Raw genomic sequence first — 19,016 nt, forward strand, 5'->3', positions numbered from 1 at the left:
GCTGATGCGGACCTACGCCGGCCACTCCACCGCCGAAGCCTCCAACGCGCTCTACCGCAACAACCTCGCCAAGGGCCAGACCGGCCTGTCGGTCGCCTTCGACCTGCCCACCCAGACCGGTTACGACCCGGACCACGTGCTGGCCCGGGGCGAGGTCGGCCGGGTCGGGGTCCCGGTGTCCCACCTCGGCGACATGCGGCGGCTGTTCCAGGACATTCCCCTGGAGCAGATGAACACCTCGATGACCATCAACGCCACGGCCATGTGGCTGCTGGCCATGTACCAGGTGGTCGCCGAGGAGCAGGGCGCGGACATCAGCCGGCTCCAGGGGACGACGCAGAACGACATCGTCAAGGAGTACCTGTCGCGCGGGACGCACGTCTTCCCGCCGGGACCGAGCCTGCGCCTGACGACCGACATGATCTGCTACACGGTCAACAACATCCCCAAGTGGAACCCGATCAACATCTGCTCCTACCACCTCCAGGAGGCAGGAGCCACGCCGGTCCAGGAGATCGCCTACGCGATGTCCACCGCGATCGCCGTCCTCGACTCGGTGTTCGCGTCCGGGCAGATCCCGGACGACCGGCGCGGAGACGTCGTCGCCCGGATCTCCTTCTTCGTGAACGCGGGCGTCCGCTTCATCGAGGAGATGTGCAAGATGCGCGCCTTCGGCCGCATCTGGGACAAGATCACCCGGGAGCGGTACGGGATCGAGAACGCCAAGCAGCGCCGCTTCCGCTACGGCGTGCAGGTCAACTCGCTCGGCCTGACCGAGGCCCAGCCGGAGAACAACGTCCAGCGCATCGTCCTGGAGATGCTGGGCGTCACCCTCTCCAAGGACGCCCGCGCCCGCGCCGTACAACTCCCGGCCTGGAACGAGGCGTTGGGGCTCCCCCGCCCCTGGGACCAGCAGTGGTCGCTGCGCATCCAGCAGGTCCTGGCCCTGGAGTCGGACCTCCTGGAGTACGAGGACATCTTCGCCGGATCGCATGTCATCGAGGCCAAGGTCGGCGCGCTCGTCGACGACTGCCTGGCCGAGATCGACCGCATCCAGGAGATGGGCGGTGCGCTCGCCGCCGTCGAGTCCGGCTACCTCAAGTCGGAACTGGTGGCCTCGCACGCACTGCGCCGGGCCCGTATCGAGTCCGGCGAGGAGAAGATCGTCGGCGTCAACTCGTACGAGGCGACCGAGCCGAGCCCGCTCACCTCGGACCTGGACGCCGCGATCATGACGGTCGACCCGGCCGTCGAGGCCCGGGTCGTCGCCGCCCTCGGGGAGTGGCGCACCACCCGTGACCAGGCCAACGAGCGGCAGGGGCTGGGCGACCCGCTGGTCTTCCCGTCCACCGCGCAGGCCCTGGACATGCTCAGGGAGGCCGCCGCCGGTGACGAGAACCTGATGGAGGCGACCCTGGAGTGCGTGCGCGCCGGTGTCACCACCGGGGAGTGGGCGGAGGCGCTGCGCGAGGTGTTCGGCGAGTTCCGCGCCCCGACGGGCGTCTCGTCGGCCCCGGTCGCCGTCACCGCCGAGGCGGGCACGCCGCTGGCTCTCGTACGGGAGAAGGTGCGGCGGACCGCCGACGAGCTGGGTTCCGGCCGGCTGCGCCTGCTGGTCGGCAAGCCGGGCCTGGACGGGCACTCCAACGGGGCCGAGCAGATCGCGGTGCGTGCGCGTGACGCCGGCTTCGAGGTGGTCTACCAGGGCATCCGGCTCACCCCGGCGCAGATCGTGGACGCCGCGCTCGCCGAGGACGTGCACTGCGTGGGTCTGTCGATCCTGTCGGGCTCGCACTCGGCGCTGGTGCCCGACGTGCTGGAACGGCTCAGGGAGGGCGGTGCGCCCGAGCTGCCCGTCATCGTCGGCGGGATCATCCCGAGCGCCGACGCCACCGAACTGAAGCGTGCGGGAGTCGCCGCCGTCTTCACCCCGAAGGACTTCGGGATCACGGAGATCATCGGCCGTATCGTCGACGAGATCCGAAAAGCGAACAAGCTCAGCCCCCTGGAAATCTCGGAGGTCCCCGCATGACTGTCAACCGACTCCGTCCCCGCCGCTCCTGTCTCGCGGTCCCCGGGTCGAACCCCCGCTTCCTGGAGAAGGCCCAGGGCCTCCCCGCCGACCAGGTCTTCCTGGACCTGGAGGACGCCTGCGCTCCGCTGGCCAAGCCCGAGGCGCGGCACACCATCGTGAAGTTCCTCAACGAGGGCGACTGGACCGGCAAGACGCGGGTGGTCCGGGTCAACGACTGGACCACCGAGTGGACCTACCGGGACGTGGTGACGGTCGTCGAGGGCGCCGGCCAGAACCTCGACTGCATCATGCTGCCGAAGGTGCAGGACGCCCAGCAGATCGTCGCGCTGGACCTGCTCCTCACCCAGATCGAGAAGACGATGGGCTTCGAGGTCGGGAAGATCGGCATCGAGGCGCAGATCGAGAACGCCCGGGGCCTCAACAACGTCAACGCCATCGCGGAGGCCTCCCCGCGCACCGAGGCGATCATCTTCGGCCCGGCCGACTTCATGGCGTCGATCAACATGAAGACCCTGGTCGTCGGCGAGCAGCCGCCCGGCTACGGCGCCGACGCCTACCACTACATCCTGATGAAGATCCTGATGGCGGCCCGCGCCAACGACCTCCAGGCGATCGACGGCCCCTACCTCCAGATCCGCAACGTCGACGGCTACCGCGAGGTCGCCAAGCGTGCGGCGGCGCTCGGCTTCGACGGCAAGTGGGTGCTGCACCCGGGCCAGGTGGAGGCCTCGAACGAGATCTTCTCCCCGTCCCAGGACGACTTCGACCACGCCGAGCTGATCCTCGACGCGTACGACTACTACACCTCCGAGGCGGGCGGCAAGAAGGGCTCCGCGATGCTCGGCGACGAGATGATCGACGAGGCCAGCCGCAAGATGGCACTGGTCATCTCCGGCAAGGGCCGGGCCGCCGGTATGCAGCGCACCTCGAAGTTCGAAGCCCCGGAGGCCTGATCACCATGCAGTTCGGACGCACCTTCGAGGAGTTCGAGGTCGGCGCTGTCTACAAGCACTGGCCCGGCAAGACGGTCACCGAGTACGACGACCACCTCTTCTGTCTCCTCACGATGAACCACCACCCGCTCCACATGGACACCAACTACGCGGAGAAGACCACCGACTTCGGCAAGAACGTCGTCGTCGGGAACTACATCTACTCCCTGCTCCTCGGCATGTCCGTACCGGACGTATCGGGCAAGGCGATCGCCAATCTGGAGGTCGAGTCGCTCAAGCACATCGCGCCGACGTTCCACGGCGACACGATCTACGGCGAGACCGTCGTGCTCGACAAGACGCCCTCGAAGTCGAAGAACGACCGAGGAATCGTCTACGTCGAGACAAAGGGCTACAAGCAGGACGGCACGGTCGTCTGCGTGTTCCGCCGCAAGGTCATGGTCCCGACCGAGACGTACATCAAGGAGCGCGGCGGCGAGCAGCCGGGCCGTCCCGAGCCGAAGATCCAGGACAAGAAGCAGGAGAAGAAGTAGCCATGGCCCGTCTCGCCCAGACCGCCGGTCTGACCGACATCCAGCAGGAAATCCTCTCCACGGTCCGGAACTTCGTCGACAAGGAGATCATTCCGGTCGCGACCGAGCTGGAGCACCGCGACGAGTACCCCACCGACATCGTCGAGGGGCTCAAGGAGCTCGGCCTGTTCGGGCTGATGATTCCCGAGGAGTACGGGGGTCTGGGTGAGTCGCTTCTCACATACGCGCTCTGCGTCGAGGAGATCGCCCGTGGCTGGATGAGCGTGTCCGGCATCATCAACACGCACTTCATCGTGGCGTACATGCTCAAGCAGCACGGCACGCAGGAGCAGAAGGACACCTTCCTGCCCCGGATGGCGCTGGGCGAGGTGCGTGGCGCGTTCTCGATGTCGGAGCCGGCGCTCGGCTCGGACGTGTCGGCGATCTCGTCCAAGGGCGTGCGCGACGGCGACGAGTACGTGCTCAACGGCCAGAAGATGTGGCTGACCAACGGCGGTTCCTCCACGCTGGTGGCGGTTCTCTGCCGGAGTGACGAGGGTCACCCCGAGGGCACCGCCCCGCACAAGTCGATGACGACGTTCCTGGTCGAGAAGGAGCCGGGATTCGGCGAAGTCCGCCCAGGTCTCACCATTCCCGGCAAGATCGACAAAATGGGATACAAGGGCGTTGACACCACCGAGTTGATCATGGACGGACTGCGCATTCCGGCCAATCGCGTGCTCGGCGGGACCACCGGCCGCGGGTTTTACCAAATGATGGACGGTGTCGAGGTCGGCCGGGTCAATGTCGCCGCACGTGGTTGCGGAGTCGCTCAGCGTGCCTTCGAGTTGGGGGTTTCGTACGCCCAGCAGCGCCACACCTTCGGCAAGCCGATCGCCCAGCACCAGGCGATCCAGTTCAAGCTGGCCGAGATGGCCACCAAGGCCGAAGCCGCTCATGCGATGATGGTGAATGCAGCACGCAAAAAGGACAGCGGGGAACGAAACGACCTCGAAGCAGGGATGGCCAAGTACCTGGCCTCCGAGTACTGCAAGGAGGTAGTCGAGGACGCCTTCCGCATTCACGGCGGGTACGGCTTCTCGAAGGAGTACGAAATCGAGCGCCTCTACCGCGAGGCACCCATGCTGCTGATCGGTGAAGGTACCGCCGAGATCCAGAAAATGATCATTGGTAGGCGCCTGCTGGAGGAATATCGACTGCAGGGCTGAATGTTCGCTTTGCGTAGATTTCAACGCGAAGAAGATCACACCCTGTCATCGTCTTCCGGCCTCTGACTCGCTTTCCGGCTTGCCCAGTTGCACCCCGCAACCGATACCATCGCCGGAAAGCCGCCACCTCCCCCGTCTCTGCGCGGCATCATCCGCTACGAAGGTCATCCATGCCCCACAGCCAAACCTCTGCACCACGCGACGGCGACTCCTCGGGTCTCATCCCCAAGGGCCGCCTTGCTCGCGGAGCATCGCCGTGGCTCCTGCCGACCGTCGCGACCGCGGCCCTCACCCTGGTCAAGGCGCGCAAGTCGGGCCGCTGGGCCGCCGCAGCCGTTCCCACCACCGCGCTCGCGGCGGGGATGCTGTGGTTCTTCCGCGACCCCGAGCGCGAGATCACCCAGGGTCGGGTCATCTCGCCGGCCGACGGTGTGGTGCAGAGCATCATGCCGTGGAAAGACGGGCGCACCCGCGTCGCGATCTTCATGAGCCCGCTGAACGTCCACGTCAACCGCGCGCCGCTGGCCGGCACGGTGACGTCCGTCGAGCACGTGCCCGGCGGTTTCGTTCCGGCGTTCAACAAGGAGAGCGAGAACAACGAGCGCGTTGTCTGGCACTTCGACACCGAACTCGGCGACATCGAGATGGTGCAGATCGCAGGCGCTGTGGCTCGCCGCATCGTGCCCTACCTCCCACAGGGGACCAAGGTCGAGCAGGGCGAGCGGATCGGCCTGATCCGCTTCGGCTCCCGGGTGGACATCTACCTCCCGGAAGGTGTCGATGTCGCGGTCGAGGTGGGCCAAACCACTACCGCGGGGGTGACTCGAATTGACCGTGACTGATCCAGAGACGCAGGCCGGCTGGGTTCCGGAGGCGGAAGCCGAGGACGATGCGGAGGACATGCCGCTCAGTCTGAGGCTGTCGATAGCGGACACCCTCACCCTCGGTAACGCGACGTGCGGATTCATGGCGGTGTACTTCACCACCACCGGAATCCTCATTCCGCACCTCCAGGGCAGCCAGGAGACCGGCATGGCGCGCAACAGCGCCGCCACCGCCGTGATCCTCATGCTCCTCGCCGCGATCTTCGACCTGTGCGACGGCCTGGTGGCCCGCAAGCTGCGCAGCTCGCCGATGGGCGCGGAGCTGGACAACCTGTCCGACCTGATCAGCTTCGGGCTCGCCCCCGCCTACTTCGTGCTGGTGTACGGAATGGTGGCGGACGACGCACAGCAGAAGGTGGCGGCACTGGCCGCGATCGTGGTGCTGCTGGCGGTGATCATGCGATTGGCCAGATTCTCGGTGGTCGCGATGAAGGACGGCATGTTCCAGGGCATGCCGAGCCCCTTCGGTGCGCTGACGGTCGTCTCGATCGTGCTCCTTGAGCTTCCGTTCATCCCGACGCTGCTCGCGGTGCTGGGTGTGGCGTGGCTGATGGTCAGCCGGGTCGAGTACCCGAAGCCGCGCGGTGTGCTCGCCGTCGCGATGCTGAGCTGGATCATCGGCGCGATGGGGCTGCTGGCGGCCTGGGCGTTCGACGCCCCCGGCGGTCAGCTCCTGCTCCAGACTGGCTGCGCGCTCCAGGTCGTCCTGGGTGCGGTCATCCCCCTGTTCGCCACGGCCCGCCGGGTGAACACCTTCCGCGACAACCGTCGCGAGGCGCGGGCAGCACAGCTGCCGTAGCAGTACGAAAGAGGGCCCCGAGTCGGTAAACCGACTCGGGGCCCTCTTTCGTGTGGTCCACAAAGGCGCCAGGTGGACGCCTGACGGGACTGCGGAGCGCGGGCGGGAAATCGCCTCCCGGTGGTCCGGGGCGGCCCAGGACCCGAACCAGAGCCTTGGTGCGGCCGTCAGGGGCGGCCAGGGTGCCGATGCCCATGGAGGCGGCGCGGCTGTTCGTGCGGACGTGGCCGGCGGTGTCCGAGCGGGCGGGCGGCTACGGGGCGGAACTGGCGCGGGACCCGGGCGCGCAGGCGGCCGACGCCCTCAGATCCCCGCCTCCAGCGCCCTGCACAGCGCGGCCAGCCCCGCCCGGTACCCGTGCTCCGGCGGCGTCGCGTAGCCCACCACCAGTCCGTCCGGAGCCCGCTCCCCCGCCGCCTCCGGGTGGCGGAAGCCCGACAGGCCGTCGAGGGCGAGCCCTTGGTGCGCGGCGGCCCGCAGCGCGTCGCCCTCGGTTCCCGGCGGCAGCCTCAGTACCGCGTGCAGCCCGGCCGCGATGCCGGTCGCGTGGACGTGCGGCGCGGCCTCGGCCACCGCCGCGACGAGCTCGTCTCGGCGGACCCGGTAGCGCTGCCGCATCCGCCGGACGTGCCGGTCGTAGTGCCCGGAGGCGAGGAAGTCGGCGAGCGTGAGCTGATCCAGCACGCTCGCCCACGCCTCCCGCAGCCCCTTCACCTCCAGGACCGCCCCGACCAGGTGCTCGGGCAGCACCATCCACCCCAGCCGCACCGCGGGCGAGAGGCTCTTGCTCACCGAGCCGAGGTAGACCACCCGCTCCGGGTCCAGGCCCTGGACGGCGCCGACCGGTTCGCGGTCGTAGCGGAACTCGCCGTCGTAGTCGTCCTCCAGCACCAGCGCCTGCTGGGCGCGCGCCCAGTCGACCACCTCGGCCCGCCGCTCGGAGTGCAGCGGCCCGCCGGTCGGGAACTGGTGCGCGGGCGTGAGCAGCACCGCCCGCAGCCCCCGGTGGGCCGCCAACTCCCCTGTTCTGGCGCCCTCTTCGTCGATGCCGATCGGTACGGTGCGTACGCCTGCGGCGCTCAGCAGCCCCCGGTGGAAGGGCAGGCCGTACTCCTCCACGGCCAGTGGCCCGCGCAGGACTCCCCCGTACAGCAGCCGCAGCGCGTGGGCGAAGCCGGAGCAGATGACGATGCGGTCGGGGGTGGTGCGCACGCCCCGGGCGCGGGCCAGGTACTCGGCCAGGGCGCGGCGCAGTTCGATGCGGCCCTGCGGATCGCCGGGGCCGAAGGCCTCGTTGGGGGCGGCGGTCAGCGCACGCCGGGAGGCGGCGAGCCAGGCGGTGCGGGGGAACGAGGCGGCGTCCGGCTGGCCCTGGCGGAGGTCGTGCGCGGGCCGGGGCGGGGTCGGCGGGGCCTTCTTCGCGGCGCGCGGGGGCCGGGGCGGGGCGGCCCGTTCGGCGACCCGGGTGCCGGAACCCTGGCGGGCGGTGAGCCAGCCCTCGGCGACCAGCTCGGCGTAGGCGGAGGCGACGGTGTTGCGGGCGATGCCGAGGTCGGCGGCGAGGGAGCGGTAGGGCGGCAGCCGGGTGCCGGGGGCGAGCCTGCCCTCGCGGATCGCCTCGCGCAGGGCGCGGGTGAGGGCGGCCTGTCGGCCGCCCTTCTCGGCTGGGAGGTCCAAGTGGAGGTCCGCGCCGATGCGTTCGGCGGAATTGACCCATGATTCCGGCATGGGAGGGCACTCTACCGGGGGCCTTTTCGCCCGGCCCCCGGTAGTGTCCCGCTCTTGGTCCCGCTCAGGGTCCCGTTCGTGCGGCCGGGTCAGACGCGCGCGGAGGACCCCAGCAGGCTCCGCGCTTCCTGGAGCGGCGTGAGCGCCACCGCCTGGGGAGTCGCGGCCACGGGGTCGGTGCAGGTGAACCCGAGGCGGGTCAGCGCCCGCACCACTTCACCGGCGCTGAAGTCGCGGCGGTCCTGCCGGGTGATGACCTCGCCGACCTGCTTGACGGGGTAGGTGCGGCGGCCGATGGTGACGGACTCGCCCGTGACGACGGGTTCGGGCTTGATGCCCTTCATCGCGACCTGTACTTCGCTCTTGACCAGCTCGAAGGGGAAGCGGGCGATGACTACGCGCATGATGCCTCGACAAGGTGGGAGGGGTGGAGAAACGGGAGGGTCGGCCGAAGCCGTACGACAGTGACTCAGGCGGCGTTGCGGGCCGGGGACTGCTGCGAGGCTCCGCCGCTGCGCCGGGCCGCGGAGGGGCGGCGTCGGCCGCGTGCCCCGGAGCCGCCGCGCTTGGGTCGCTCGGAGGCCGGTGCCGTGATGACCACGGGCACCCCGGACGGCGTCCGTGCCCCGGTGATCCGGCTCAACTCGGCTTCTCCGGAGCGTACTTGGGTGGTCTGCGGGGTGATGCCCGCGGCCTGCATCAGCCGGCTCATCTCGCGCCGCTGGTTGGGCGTGACCAGGGTGACGACACTGCCGGACTCACCGGCACGCGCGGTACGGCCGCCGCGGTGCAGGTAGTCCTTGTGGTCGGTCGGCGGGTCCACGTTGACGACCAGGTCGAGGTTGTCGACGTGGATGCCCCGGGCGGCGACGTTGGTCGCCACCAGCACGGTGACATGGCCGGTCTTGAACTGCTCCAGGGTGCGGGTGCGCTGCGGCTGGGACTTGCCGCCGTGCAGCGCGGCGGCCCGCACCCCGCTGCTGAGCAGGTGGTCGGTCAGCTTGTCGACGGCGTGCTTGGTGTCCAGGAACATGATCACCCGGCCGTCGCGGGCGGCGATCTCGGTGGTGGTCGCGTGCTTGTCGAGGCCCTGCACATGGAGCACGTGGTGCTCCATGGTGGTGACCGCGCCCGCCGACGGGTCGACGGAGTGCACCACCGGGTCGTTGAGGTAGCGGCGTACGAGCAGGTCGACGTTGCGGTCGAGAGTGGCGGAGAACAGCATCCGCTGGCCGTCCGCCCGTACCAGGTCGAGGAGTTCGGTGACCTGCGGCATGAAGCCCATGTCGGCCATCTGGTCGGCCTCGTCGAGGACGGTGATCCCCACCTGGTCCAGGACGCAGTCCCGGCGCTCGATGAGGTCCTTCAGCCGCCCGGGCGTGGCCACGACGACCTCGGCGCCGCCGCGCAGCTGGTGCGCCTGGCGGCCGATCGACATGCCTCCGACGACGGTGGCCAGGCGCAGCCGCAGCGAGCGGGCGTACGGGGTGAGCGCGTCGGTGACCTGCTGCGCGAGCTCGCGGGTCGGTACGAGGACGAGGGCCAGCGGCTGGCGGGGCTCGGCGCGCTTGCCCGCGGTGCGGGCGAGCAGGGCGAGGCCGAAGGCGAGGGTCTTGCCGGAGCCGGTCCGGCCACGGCCCAGGACGTCGCGTCCGGCAAGGGAGTTGGGGAGGGTGGCGCCCTGGATCGGGAAGGGCACGCTGACGCCCTCGGCGGCGAGCGCGGCGAGCAGCGGCGCGGGCATCTCCAGGTCGGCGAAGGCCTCGACGGCGGGCAGCGGCGGGGTCACGGTCACCGGGAGGGCGAACTCGCCCTGCACCGCTGCGGGGCGCCGCCCGTAGCCGCCGGAGCGGGACCGGTTCGCGGGGGCCGAGCGGTAGCCGCCACGGCCGGCTCCGGCCGATCCGGTGGAACCGCCTGTACGGGTACGGGAGTACCGGTCATTGGTGCGAGAGCTACGGGTGTTGCGGTCCATGCGGAACCTTTCCTCGATGCGGCACGTATCGAGGAATTCCGGGCGGCGGTCAGTAGTTGAACGCCGCGTGGAATCGCAGGAACGAGCCGGAAATACGAATGCGAATTCTGGCCTTTCGACTGCAGGCCGAAAAATTCGGCCGAATTCGAAAAACCAGCGAGCGGCGCCGCTCAGAGATCCGGGCGCTGCGGGGAAATCCCGCCGTACGGTCCGGCGCGGTGCGCGGGGCACGGTGCGGAGCGTTCGGCACGACGGGTGAACACGGAAGTACGCGGCAGTGCGCCGCCCCACCGGGCGGCAGAGGCACTGCCGGGAGGTACGGGGCCGGGGGCGCTGCGCGGTCCGGGCCCGGAAAATGCAACGAGCTGGGGCCCGCACCCCAAGGTGCGGGCCCCAGCTGCGTGTTGCTTGCCTGTGCTGCTTAGGCGGGGGTGATGTTCTCGGCCTGCGGGCCCTTCTGGCCCTGCGTGACGTCGAAGTTCACCTTCTGGCCTTCCTGGAGCTCGCGGAAGCCCTGGGCGGCGATGTTCGAGTAGTGGGCGAAGACGTCGGCGCCGCCGCCGTCCTGCTCGATGAAGCCGAAGCCCTTTTCCGCGTTGAACCACTTCACGGTGCCAGTAGCCATGTCAAATCTCCTTGGGGCAGTACCCGGGTTCCGCACTGCACGGAGCCCGCGTCGCCGTGATGATTGCCCCGTCCGGCGTGAGCCGGAAATAAAATCTATGGGAACCACAACTGCAACTGAGATCGACAGTAGCACGGAAATTCTTCCCTGGCATGCGGGGACATTTCTGCCCGATTTCAGCTCTCGCGGCCGGGAAGGATTTTCTGTTCCGGCCGCAACAGTTTGTGTGACGGGCCGGGAACAGGCCCCTAGGGTCAGGCCCCGTCCTCCCCCTGGACGTACTCGCGCAGGTGCTGTGCGGTGAGGGTGTCCCCCCGGGTGATCAGCTCGGCGGGGGTGCCGGTGAAGACCACCCGGCCGCCGTCGTGGCCGCCGCCGGGGCCGAGGTCGATCAGCCAGTCGGCGTGGGCCATCACCGCCTGGTGGTGCTCGATGACGATCACGGTGTTGCCGTCGTCGACGAGCCGGTCCAGCAGGGCGAGCAGCTTGTCGACGTCGGCCATGTGCAGTCCGGTCGTCGGTTCGTCCAGGACGTACGTCGCCGCCTTCTCGGCCATGTGGATGGCCAGCTTGATCCGCTGCCGCTCACCGCCGGAGAGGGTGTTGAGGGGCTGGCCGAGGCGGAGGTAGCCGAGGCCGACGTCCTTGAGGCGGGAGAGCAGGGTGCGGGTCTGGCCGGTGGTGAAGAACTCGTGGGCCTCGGTCACGGACATGCCGAGGACCTCGCTGATGTTCTTCCCGTTGAGCGTGTAGGCGAGGACTTCGGCGGTGAAGCGCTTGCCGGCGCAGACCTCGCAGACGGAGGCGACCCCGGCCATCATCGCGAGGTCGGTGTAGACGAGCCCGAGGCCGTTGCAGTTCTGGCAGGCGCCCTCGGAGTTGGCGCTGAAGAGGGCGGCCTTGACTCCGTTGGCCTTGGCGAAGGCGTTGCGGATGGGCGTCAGCAGGCCGGTGTACGTCGCCGGGTTGGAGCGGCGCGAGCCTCGGATCGGGGACTGGTCGGCGATGACGATGCCGTCGCGTCCCGGCAGGTTGCCGTGGATGAGGGAGCTCTTGCCTGAGCCCGCGACGCCGGTGACGACGGTGAGCACACCGGTGGGGATGTCCACGCTGACGTTGCGCAGGTTGTGCTGGTTGGCATCGGTGATGGAGAGGTGTCCGGTGGGACGGCGGACCTCCGTGCGCAGTTCGGTGCGGTGCGCGAGGTGGTCGCCGGTGAGGGTGCCTGAGGTGCGCAGGCCGGCGAGGTCGCCGCTGTAGCAGAGCTCGCCGCCCGCCTCACCGGCTCCGGGGCCGAGGTCGACGATGTGGTCGGCGATCCTGATGACCTCGGGCTTGTGCTCGACGACCAGGACGGTGTTGCCCTTGTCGCGCAGGCGCAGCAGGAGGTCGTTCATCCTGCGGATGTCGTGCGGGTGCAGGCCGGTGGTGGGTTCGTCGAAGATGTATGTCACGTCGGTGAGCGAGGACCCGAGGTGGCGGACCATCTTGACGCGCTGCGCCTCTCCGCCGGACAGCGTGCCCGCCGGGCGGTCGAGGCTGAGATAGCCGAGGCCGATCTCGACGAGGGAGTCCAGCAGGCCGCGGAGGTTCACGAGGAGCGGGGCGACGCCGGGGTCGTCGATGCCCCGGACGAACTTGGCCAGGTCGCTGATCTGCATCGCCGAGCACTCCGCGATGTTGACCCCGGCGATCTTCGAGGAGAGCGCGGCCTGCGTCAGCCGCGTACCCCCGCAGTCGGGGCAGTCGGCGAAGACGACCGCACGGTCGACGAAGGCCTTGGTGGGGGCCTGCATCGAGTCGCGGTCCTTGACGAGGATGGTCCGCTGCACGCGCACGACCAGGCCCTCGTAGGTGAAGTTGTTCTTCCCGACCCGCACCTTCACCTGTGGCTTGTGCAGGAAGTCGGCCCACTCCTGCTCGGTGAAGTCGGCGAGCTTCTTGTCCGGGTCGTAGAAGCCGGAGTTGGCCATGATCTGCCAGGGCCAGGAGTCGACGGCGAAGCCGGGCACGGTGATCGCGCCCTCGTTGAGCGACTTCTCCCGGTCGACCAGTTCGTCCACGGCGATGTCGGAGACCTGGCCGATGCCCTCGCAGCGCGGGCACATGCCCTCGGGAACGTTGAAGCTGAAGGCGCCCGCGCCGCCGATCGCAGGTATGCCGATGCGGCTGAAGACGATGCGCAGCATGGCGTACGCGTCGGTGGCTGTGCCCACCGTGGAACGGGAGTTGGCGCCCATCCGCTCCTGGTCGACGACGATCGCGGCGCTGAGGTTGTGCAGCCCGTCGACGTCGGGACGGCCGAGGCTGGGCATGAAGGACTGGAGGAACGCCGTGTACGTCTCGTTGATCAGCCGCTGCGATTCGGCGGCGACGGTGCCGAAGACGAGCGAGGACTTGCCGGAGCCGGAGACGCCGGTGAAGACGGTGAGGCGGCGCTTGGGCAGGTCCACGGAAACGTTCCGCAGGTTGTTCTCGCGGGCGCCGCGGACCTGGATGAGGCCGTGGCTGTCGGCGGGGTGGGTGGGTGTCTGCGCTTGGGATACGGGCGGGGTGGTGGAGTCGTCCGAAGGCATGCCACGACATTACTGGCCGCCACTGACAACGGGCCCGCCCCATGATCGCCATCTGGCTCGGGGACACAGCACGAGGTGCGCCCTGTCAGGGGCGCGGGGCTATGACACTCTGCGGCTCCGCCGCGCGGGCACGACCCCCCCCTCCTCGCAGGGGTACCGCGTACCCACCCACCCCCGCGCAGGGGTGCGCCCCTTCAGGGGCGCGGGGAACTGCGCGACCAGCCACACTCGACCCGCACCTCCCCCACCCACCCCCACCGGGCTGCCACCCCGGGGCCCGGGGCGCAGCCCCGGCAACCCACCCACCCCCTGCCCGCCCACACGGGCCCGGGGCCCGGGGCAGCGCCCCGGTTTCGGGAAGGGGCGGGGTGGGGTGAAGCCCCGCGCAGCGGACCACTCTTGAGCGGAGCCGGGGCCAAGGCGGAGCTGGGGCAGGAGCGAGGGGTGCGGCTCCGCCGGGGGCCGCCCCCTTGCCCGCCCGTCCCGCCCCCGGGGGGCGGCCCCGCCGCCCAAGGGGGCGGGGGCGTACAGGCGGCCCCGCCGCCCAAGGAGGCGGCGGTATGCCCCGCCCGCGCGAGGGGATACGGGCGGGGTCAGGAGGATGGGGTGAAGGTTTTGGCTGGGGTGGAGGTGGTGGCGGGTTGGATTGCCTTGAGGCCGCCCGGGGTTTTGAGGTCCGGTTTTAGGATGACGGACTGGCGGGTCGAGGGGGCCTTCGGGTCCGAGAAGTCGTGGGTGATCCCGAAGCCGTTGTTGAAGGACTTCATGGTGAGGAGCGCCTTGCCGATCCCCGCCCGCGTGAGGTCCTTGTCCGCGCACGCCTTGGTGAGCGCCTCGCCGTAGACCTTCCCCGCCGAGTAGCCCGCCACGACCCCGTTGTCCAGGCCGTCCTTCGGATAGTCCGCCGCATAGGCCTTCGCGAGCGCCGCCGGGGCCGATTCCGGGGAGCCGATGGGCAGGGTGGAGGCGGCGACGTAGTAGTCCTTCGTCAGGGCCGGGCCCGCCGGAGTGGCCAGCAGCTGCGGCGCGAAGGCGGAGTTGTTGCCGACAACGGGGACCTGGAAGCCGCCCGCCGCCGCCACCCCGACCAGGGACGCCGCCTGGCGCGGCCCCGCACTGATCACGATGGCCTTGACCCCGGCCTTCTTCAAGGCGGTGACCTGCCCCGACATGTCGTTGTCGGTCGGCTTGATCTTCTGTTCGACGACGGTCAGCCCGGCTTGCGCGGCCGCGTACTTGGACCCCTGGAGCGCGTTCTCGCCGTAGTCGCCCTCGAAGTAGACGTGGCCGATCTTGTCGCCCTTGGCGATGCGCTTCTGGGTGAGGAGGTAGTCGATGGCGTTGATGGTCTCGATGTCGTACGTCGCGCCGACGACACGGACGTACGGGCTGCCGAGCAGCGACGCGGACCACGCCTGCGGCAGGACCAGGCCCTTGTCCTGGCCGTCGACACGCGATTTGACGGCGGCGACGAAGGGCGAGCCGATGAACTGGGCGAAGCCCACCACCTGCGGTTCGAGTTCGGTGTAGGCGGAGACGGCCTTCTGCGGGTCGTAGCCGTGGTCGCGGACGACGAGTTCGATCTTGCGGCCGCAGATGCCGCCCGCCGCGTTGACCTCCTTGGCCCAGAGCCGCTGGGCCTGGGTGACGCTCTTGCCCAGTGAGGCGTACACCCCGGTCAGGTCGGTGAGGATGCCGAGCGGGATGACCTTGTCGGTGACGCCGTCGCCGGTCTTGATCCCCTTGGCGTCCTCCTTGCCCTCGCTGCCGGTGCCGGCCTTGCTGCTGCATCCGGTGGCGGCGACGGTCAGGGCGAGCGCGGTGGCGAGCACGGCGGCACGCGCGCGGTTCTTCCGTACGGTACGTGTCTTCACGGTGCGTAGCTTCATTTCGAGCCCTTTCGCGGCAGGCGGAGCCGGAGCCGGGAGAGACCGCCCGGCAGGAAGAGGACCACGGCGACGACCGCCGCGCCGTACAGGTAGCGGGCCGCCTCGCCGGGAGCGATGCCTCCGGCGGTGGTGCCGGGAGCGGTGACCAGTGGCAGCGAATCGCTGTAGCGGGTGAGGAGTTGGGGCAGCAGGGAGACGAACGCGGCGCCGATCACCGCGCCGCGCACCGACCCGAGGCCGCCGATGACGATCATCGCGAGGAACTCCAGCGAGAGGGTCATCCCGAAGTACTCGGGGACGGTCCGCTCGAAGACCAGGGCGAGGAGCACGCCCGCCAGACCCGCGTACATCGACGACAGGACGAAGACGGAGGCCCGGTAGCGGGCGACGGGCACGCCCATCACCCCGGCCGCGATGCGGTGGTCGCGCAGTGCGTTCATGGCCCGGCCGGGCCGCCCGCGCAGGATGCCCCGGGCGAAGAGGGCGCAGAGGAGGAGCGCGACGAGGGCGGCGTACCAGAGCTTCTCGGTCGCTTCGAAGGGGACGTTGAGGATGACGGTCTGCGAGTTGTCGAAGTCGATGCCGAAGAGGGAGAGGGGCGGTACGGAACGGCCGTTGAAGCCGCCGGTGAGGTCGCGGGCGTTGAACAGGACGTGCTGCCCGATGAAGATCAGTGCGAGTGTCGCGATGCCGAGATAGGCGCCGCGCAGCCGTCCCGCGATGGGGCTGAAGAGTCCGCCCGCGATCCCCGCGATGCCCACCGCGAGGAGGGCGGCGAGCCAGCCGGGCAGGCCGAATCCGGTGAGTGCGTGGCCGTTCTCGGTGGTGCTGTCGGCGGCGAGCACGCAGTAGCTGTACGCGCCGACGGCGAGGAAGAAGGCGTGCCCCATGGAGAGTTGCCCGGTGGAGCCGGTGAGGAGGTTGAGGCCGATGGCGGCGATGGCGGCGGCCATGGCGAACAGTCCGGCCTGGAGCCAGAAGCGGTCGAGGTAGAAGGGCAGGGCCAGCAGGAGGATCGCGAAGGCGGTCCAGAGGTACGGCTGGGGCGTGCGCCATCGCGTGGGGCGCGGGGTCGGCGGCGCGCCCCGGGAGGGCGGGGCCCCCGCTCCGGTGACAGCGCTGGCGGCGGTGGCGGCGCTCGACGTGACGTTGGCGTCGGCGGTGGTGTCGGCGGCGGCGTCGGTGTCAGACACGGGCCGGCTCCTTCGTTCCGAAGAGGCCCGCCGGGCGGATCAGCAGGACCGCCACCATCACCAGATAGGGGGCGAGGTCTCCGATGCCCCTGCCCAGGAAGGACAGGTCGTTCTGGTAGCCGGTGGCGAGGGATTCGACGACGCCGACGATCAGCCCGCCCGCGAGGGCGCCCGTCGTGGAGTCCAGGCCGCCGAGGATGGCGGCGGGGAAGGCCTTCATCGCGGCGAGCGAGGTGGCGCGTTCCAGGCCGGGGGTCGGGAAGACGGTCAGGAAGAGCGCGGCGACGGCGGCGAGCGCGCCCGCGACCGCCCAGGCGGACAGCGAGACCCTGCCGAGGCGTATCCCCATCAGGGCCGCGGTCTGCGGGTTCTCGGCGGCGGCGCGCATCGCGACGCCCCACGAGGTGTAGCGGAAGGCGAGCAGGAACGCGGCGATGAGGACGGCCGCCGCGAGCAGTGCCGCGATCCGGGTCTGGGCCATGGAGATGGACCCGAGGGTGACGACCTTGTCGCCCCAGGGGTCGCCGGGCGACAGCACGCGGGTGCCGATGCGCCGGGTCAGTTCGGTGATCAGGAGGATGTCGACGCCGATGGTGACGATGGCCAGGACGCTGTGGTCGCTGCCCCGGTAGCGGCGCATGACCAGGAATTCCACGCCCGCGCCGACGACCGCCGCGCCCGCGATTCCGACGGCGAGCGCGAACCAGAAGCCGAGGTCGTCGTGGAGTACGGCGGTGAGGTAGCCGCCGGCCAGGAGGAGGGACGCGTGGGCGAAGTTGACGACCTCGGTGGCCTTGAAGATGACGACGAAGCCGAGTGCGATGAGGGCGTAGACGGCGCCCATGGAGAGGCCGCCGAGGAGGAGTTCGACGAAGGTCGTCATGGTGTGGGTGCCCCCAGGTAGGCCTCGATGACGGCCGGATCGTTCTGTACGTCGCCGGGCGTACCGCCCGCGATGCGTTTGCCGAAGTCGAGTACGGTCACCGCGTCCGCGAGCCGCATCACCACCCCCATGTCGTGTTCCACCAGGACGATCGAGATGCCGAGGCTGTCGCGTACGCCCGCGACGACGGCGGCGGTGGCGCGCCGTTCGTCGGCGGTCATGCCCGCGACGGGCTCGTCCAGGAGGAGCAGTCGCGGTTCCATGCACAGGGCGCGGGCGAGCTCGACGAGTTTCTGTTTTCCGTACGGGAGGACTCCGGCGGGCCGGTCGAGATCGGCGGCCAGTCCGACGAAGTCGGCGATCTCCCTTACCCGTTCGAGGTGTTGGCGGGCCTCGCGGGCGGCGGAGGGCAGCCGGAGTCCGGTGGCGAGGAAGCCGGCCCGGGTGAGCCGGTGGCGGCCCAGCATGAGGCTGTCGGTGACGGTGGCCGTCGGCGGGAGTGCCAGGTTCTGGAAGGTGCGGGCGACGCCGAGGGCGGCGATGCGGTGCGGGGGCAGGCCGGTCAGTTCGGTGCCGCCGAAGCGGACGGAGCCGGATGCCGGGCGGCAGACTCCCGACAGGACGTTGAAGCAGGTTGATTTTCCTGCCCCGTTGGGGCCGATGACGGCGTGGACGCTGCCGGGTTCGACGGTGAAGGAGACGTGGTCGAGGGCGGTGAGTCCGGCGAATCTGACGGTGACGTCGGTGACTTGGAGGGGGGTGGCGGGGGGTTCGGTGGTGGGTGCGGGGGCGGCTGCGGCTGCTTCGGTTGTGGCTGCTTCGGCTGCGGCAGCTTCGGATGCGGCTGCGGCATTGTCCTGGGTCATGCGGTCCACCTGCTCAGTGCCGGTGCCGCCGTCTGGGCGCGGTCCGCGTCCTCGGCGGCCGTTTCGTCGACGACCCCGAGGTAGCGGCGGCGGACCTCGTCGGAGGCGGCGAGTTCGGCGGCGGGGCCGTGCAGGGCGACCTCGCCGACGTCCAGTACGTACGCCGTGGAGGCGAGCCGCAGGGCCAGGGCGGCGTTCTGTTCGACGAGGAGGACGGAGGTGCCGGTGGTGTTGATGTGCTGGATGGTTTCGGCGATACGGGCGGCCATCAGTGGGGCGAGGCCCAGGGAGGGTTCGTCGAGGAGGAGGAGTCTGGGGGCGGACATCAGCGCCCTTCCCATGGCGAGCATCTGCTGTTCGCCGCCGGAGAGCAGGCCGGCGTGCTGGCGGGCACGGTCGGCGAGGACGGGGAACAGTTCGTGGACGCGGGCGAGTGCCTCGCGGGCGGCCCGGCGGCCTCCGGAGGCGCCGAGGGCGCCCGCGCGGAGGTTGTCGGCGACGGTCATCCGGGCGAACACCTGCCGCCCTTCGGGTACTTGGACGATCCCGGAGGCCACCGCCCGGGCGGCGCTCGTACTGCTCTGGTCGCGTCCGCCGTAGCTGACGGTGCCCGCGGTGACCGCGCCCCGGTGGTAGCCCAGGGTGCGCGAAATCGCCCTCAGGAGGGTGGACTTGCCCGCTCCGTTTCCGCCGAGCACGGCGACCACCGCTCCGGCCGGGACGTCGAGGGTGACCCCGCTCAGTGCCCGTACCGGGCCGTACCCGACGGACAGACCCCGTACCTCCAGGGCGGACACCGGGGGCCCCGGCGTTCTGCCGCCGGAGTCCGTGGGAGATCCCATGGGACCAACCTCCTTACCGAGGAACCG

Annotated in this window: 16 protein-coding genes; 6 read left to right on the forward strand and 10 right to left on the reverse strand. The window is 70.0% G+C overall.

The features are described from left to right. Window positions 1–4 precede the first annotated feature (4 nt). From ACZ5PB_RS01725 to pssA, 6 genes are all read left to right on the forward strand, one after another. The gene (locus tag ACZ5PB_RS01725; RefSeq protein WP_468686843.1) at window positions 5–2,032 is read left to right on the forward strand and encodes a methylmalonyl-CoA mutase family protein; all 2,028 of its coding nucleotides are present in this window, start codon (window positions 5–7) and stop codon (window positions 2,030–2,032) included. After that, a complete protein-coding gene (locus ACZ5PB_RS01730) occupies window positions 2,029–2,988 on the forward strand; it encodes an HpcH/HpaI aldolase/citrate lyase family protein (RefSeq protein ID WP_468686844.1) in 960 nt (319 codons plus the stop codon). The genes ACZ5PB_RS01725 and ACZ5PB_RS01730 overlap by 4 nt, the downstream gene beginning before the upstream one ends. Before the next feature lie 5 nt (window positions 2,989–2,993). Next, entirely contained in the window at window positions 2,994–3,521 is a 528-nt protein-coding gene (locus ACZ5PB_RS01735; protein ID WP_468686846.1) for a MaoC family dehydratase, read from the forward strand. A 2-nt stretch (window positions 3,522–3,523) separates the two neighbouring features. Then, a complete protein-coding gene (locus tag ACZ5PB_RS01740) occupies window positions 3,524–4,729 on the forward strand; it encodes an acyl-CoA dehydrogenase family protein (RefSeq protein WP_468686848.1) in 1,206 nt (401 codons plus the stop codon). 170 nt (window positions 4,730–4,899) lie between these two features. Next, a complete protein-coding gene (locus ACZ5PB_RS01745; protein ID WP_468686849.1) occupies window positions 4,900–5,571 on the forward strand; it encodes a phosphatidylserine decarboxylase in 672 nt (223 codons plus the stop codon). Then, complete coding sequence (gene pssA, locus ACZ5PB_RS01750; RefSeq protein ID WP_468686851.1) at window positions 5,558–6,412, forward strand: CDP-diacylglycerol--serine O-phosphatidyltransferase; 855 nt, start codon at window positions 5,558–5,560, stop codon at window positions 6,410–6,412. Before ACZ5PB_RS01745 ends, pssA begins: the two co-directional genes overlap by 14 nt. A 303-nt stretch (window positions 6,413–6,715) precedes the next feature. Here pssA and pdxR read toward each other — a convergent pair whose 3' ends face one another. The 10 genes from pdxR to ACZ5PB_RS01800 all read right to left on the reverse strand — a co-directional run bounded on the left by pdxR (window position 6,716) and on the right by ACZ5PB_RS01800 (window position 18,944). Further along, window positions 6,716–8,140: a MocR-like pyridoxine biosynthesis transcription factor PdxR gene (gene pdxR, locus ACZ5PB_RS01755; RefSeq protein WP_468686852.1), complete on the reverse strand. Its 1,425-nt coding sequence runs from the start codon at window positions 8,138–8,140 to the stop codon at window positions 6,716–6,718. Between the two features lie 89 nt (window positions 8,141–8,229). Beyond that, window positions 8,230–8,544, reverse strand: a complete 315-nt coding sequence (locus tag ACZ5PB_RS01760) for an SCO5918 family protein (RefSeq protein WP_468686854.1) — start codon at window positions 8,542–8,544, stop codon at window positions 8,230–8,232. Between the two features lie 65 nt (window positions 8,545–8,609). Then, window positions 8,610–10,115, reverse strand: a complete 1,506-nt coding sequence (locus ACZ5PB_RS01765; protein ID WP_468686855.1) for a DEAD/DEAH box helicase — start codon at window positions 10,113–10,115, stop codon at window positions 8,610–8,612. A gap of 421 nt (window positions 10,116–10,536) precedes the next feature. Then, a complete protein-coding gene (locus ACZ5PB_RS01770; RefSeq protein ID WP_069572018.1) occupies window positions 10,537–10,740 on the reverse strand; it encodes a cold-shock protein in 204 nt (67 codons plus the stop codon). Between the two features lie 254 nt (window positions 10,741–10,994). Next, window positions 10,995–13,316 carry an ATP-binding cassette domain-containing protein gene (locus ACZ5PB_RS01775; protein WP_468686856.1) on the reverse strand — a complete coding sequence of 774 codons (2,322 nt, stop codon included), beginning with the start codon at window positions 13,314–13,316 and terminating at the stop codon, window positions 10,995–10,997. A 593-nt stretch (window positions 13,317–13,909) separates the two neighbouring features. Next, window positions 13,910–15,190 (reverse strand): ABC transporter substrate-binding protein, encoded by a 1,281-nt coding sequence (locus ACZ5PB_RS01780; RefSeq protein WP_468686857.1) that lies wholly within the window; start codon window positions 15,188–15,190, stop codon window positions 13,910–13,912. A gap of 11 nt (window positions 15,191–15,201) precedes the next feature. Further along, on the reverse strand, window positions 15,202–16,398 hold the full coding sequence (locus tag ACZ5PB_RS01785) for a branched-chain amino acid ABC transporter permease (protein ID WP_468686859.1): 1,197 nt from the start codon (window positions 16,396–16,398) through the stop codon (window positions 15,202–15,204). Continuing rightward, on the reverse strand, window positions 16,391–17,281 hold the full coding sequence (locus ACZ5PB_RS01790) for a branched-chain amino acid ABC transporter permease (protein WP_468686860.1): 891 nt from the start codon (window positions 17,279–17,281) through the stop codon (window positions 16,391–16,393). The genes ACZ5PB_RS01785 and ACZ5PB_RS01790 overlap by 8 nt, the downstream gene beginning before the upstream one ends. Continuing rightward, a complete protein-coding gene (locus tag ACZ5PB_RS01795) occupies window positions 17,278–18,147 on the reverse strand; it encodes an ABC transporter ATP-binding protein (protein ID WP_468686861.1) in 870 nt (289 codons plus the stop codon). The genes ACZ5PB_RS01790 and ACZ5PB_RS01795 overlap by 4 nt, the downstream gene beginning before the upstream one ends. After that, window positions 18,144–18,944, reverse strand: coding sequence for an ABC transporter ATP-binding protein (locus ACZ5PB_RS01800; protein WP_468688233.1), 801 nt, complete (start codon window positions 18,942–18,944; stop codon window positions 18,144–18,146). The genes ACZ5PB_RS01795 and ACZ5PB_RS01800 overlap by 4 nt, the downstream gene beginning before the upstream one ends. Window positions 18,945–19,016: the final 72 nt, after the last annotated feature.

Source organism: Streptomyces sp. NPDC032721 (assembly GCF_055579625.1).

Coding starts and splice junctions, on each gene's coding strand:
- ACZ5PB_RS01725 (WP_468686843.1), top strand. CDS start 5: ATGCGGACCTACGCCGGCCACTCCACCGCCGAAGCCTCCAACGCGCTC.
- ACZ5PB_RS01730 (WP_468686844.1), top strand. CDS start 2,029: ATGACTGTCAACCGACTCCGTCCCCGCCGCTCCTGTCTCGCGGTCCCC.
- ACZ5PB_RS01735 (WP_468686846.1), top strand. CDS start 2,994: ATGCAGTTCGGACGCACCTTCGAGGAGTTCGAGGTCGGCGCTGTCTAC.
- ACZ5PB_RS01740 (WP_468686848.1), top strand. CDS start 3,524: ATGGCCCGTCTCGCCCAGACCGCCGGTCTGACCGACATCCAGCAGGAA.
- ACZ5PB_RS01745 (WP_468686849.1), top strand. CDS start 4,900: ATGCCCCACAGCCAAACCTCTGCACCACGCGACGGCGACTCCTCGGGT.
- pdxR (WP_468686852.1), bottom strand. CDS start 8,140: ATGCCGGAATCATGGGTCAATTCCGCCGAACGCATCGGCGCGGACCTC.
- ACZ5PB_RS01760 (WP_468686854.1), bottom strand. CDS start 8,544: ATGCGCGTAGTCATCGCCCGCTTCCCCTTCGAGCTGGTCAAGAGCGAA.
- ACZ5PB_RS01765 (WP_468686855.1), bottom strand. CDS start 10,115: ATGGACCGCAACACCCGTAGCTCTCGCACCAATGACCGGTACTCCCGT.
- ACZ5PB_RS01770 (WP_069572018.1), bottom strand. CDS start 10,740: ATGGCTACTGGCACCGTGAAGTGGTTCAACGCGGAAAAGGGCTTCGGC.
- ACZ5PB_RS01775 (WP_468686856.1), bottom strand. CDS start 13,316: ATGCCTTCGGACGACTCCACCACCCCGCCCGTATCCCAAGCGCAGACA.
- ACZ5PB_RS01790 (WP_468686860.1), bottom strand. CDS start 17,281: ATGACGACCTTCGTCGAACTCCTCCTCGGCGGCCTCTCCATGGGCGCC.
- ACZ5PB_RS01795 (WP_468686861.1), bottom strand. CDS start 18,147: ATGACCCAGGACAATGCCGCAGCCGCATCCGAAGCTGCCGCAGCCGAA.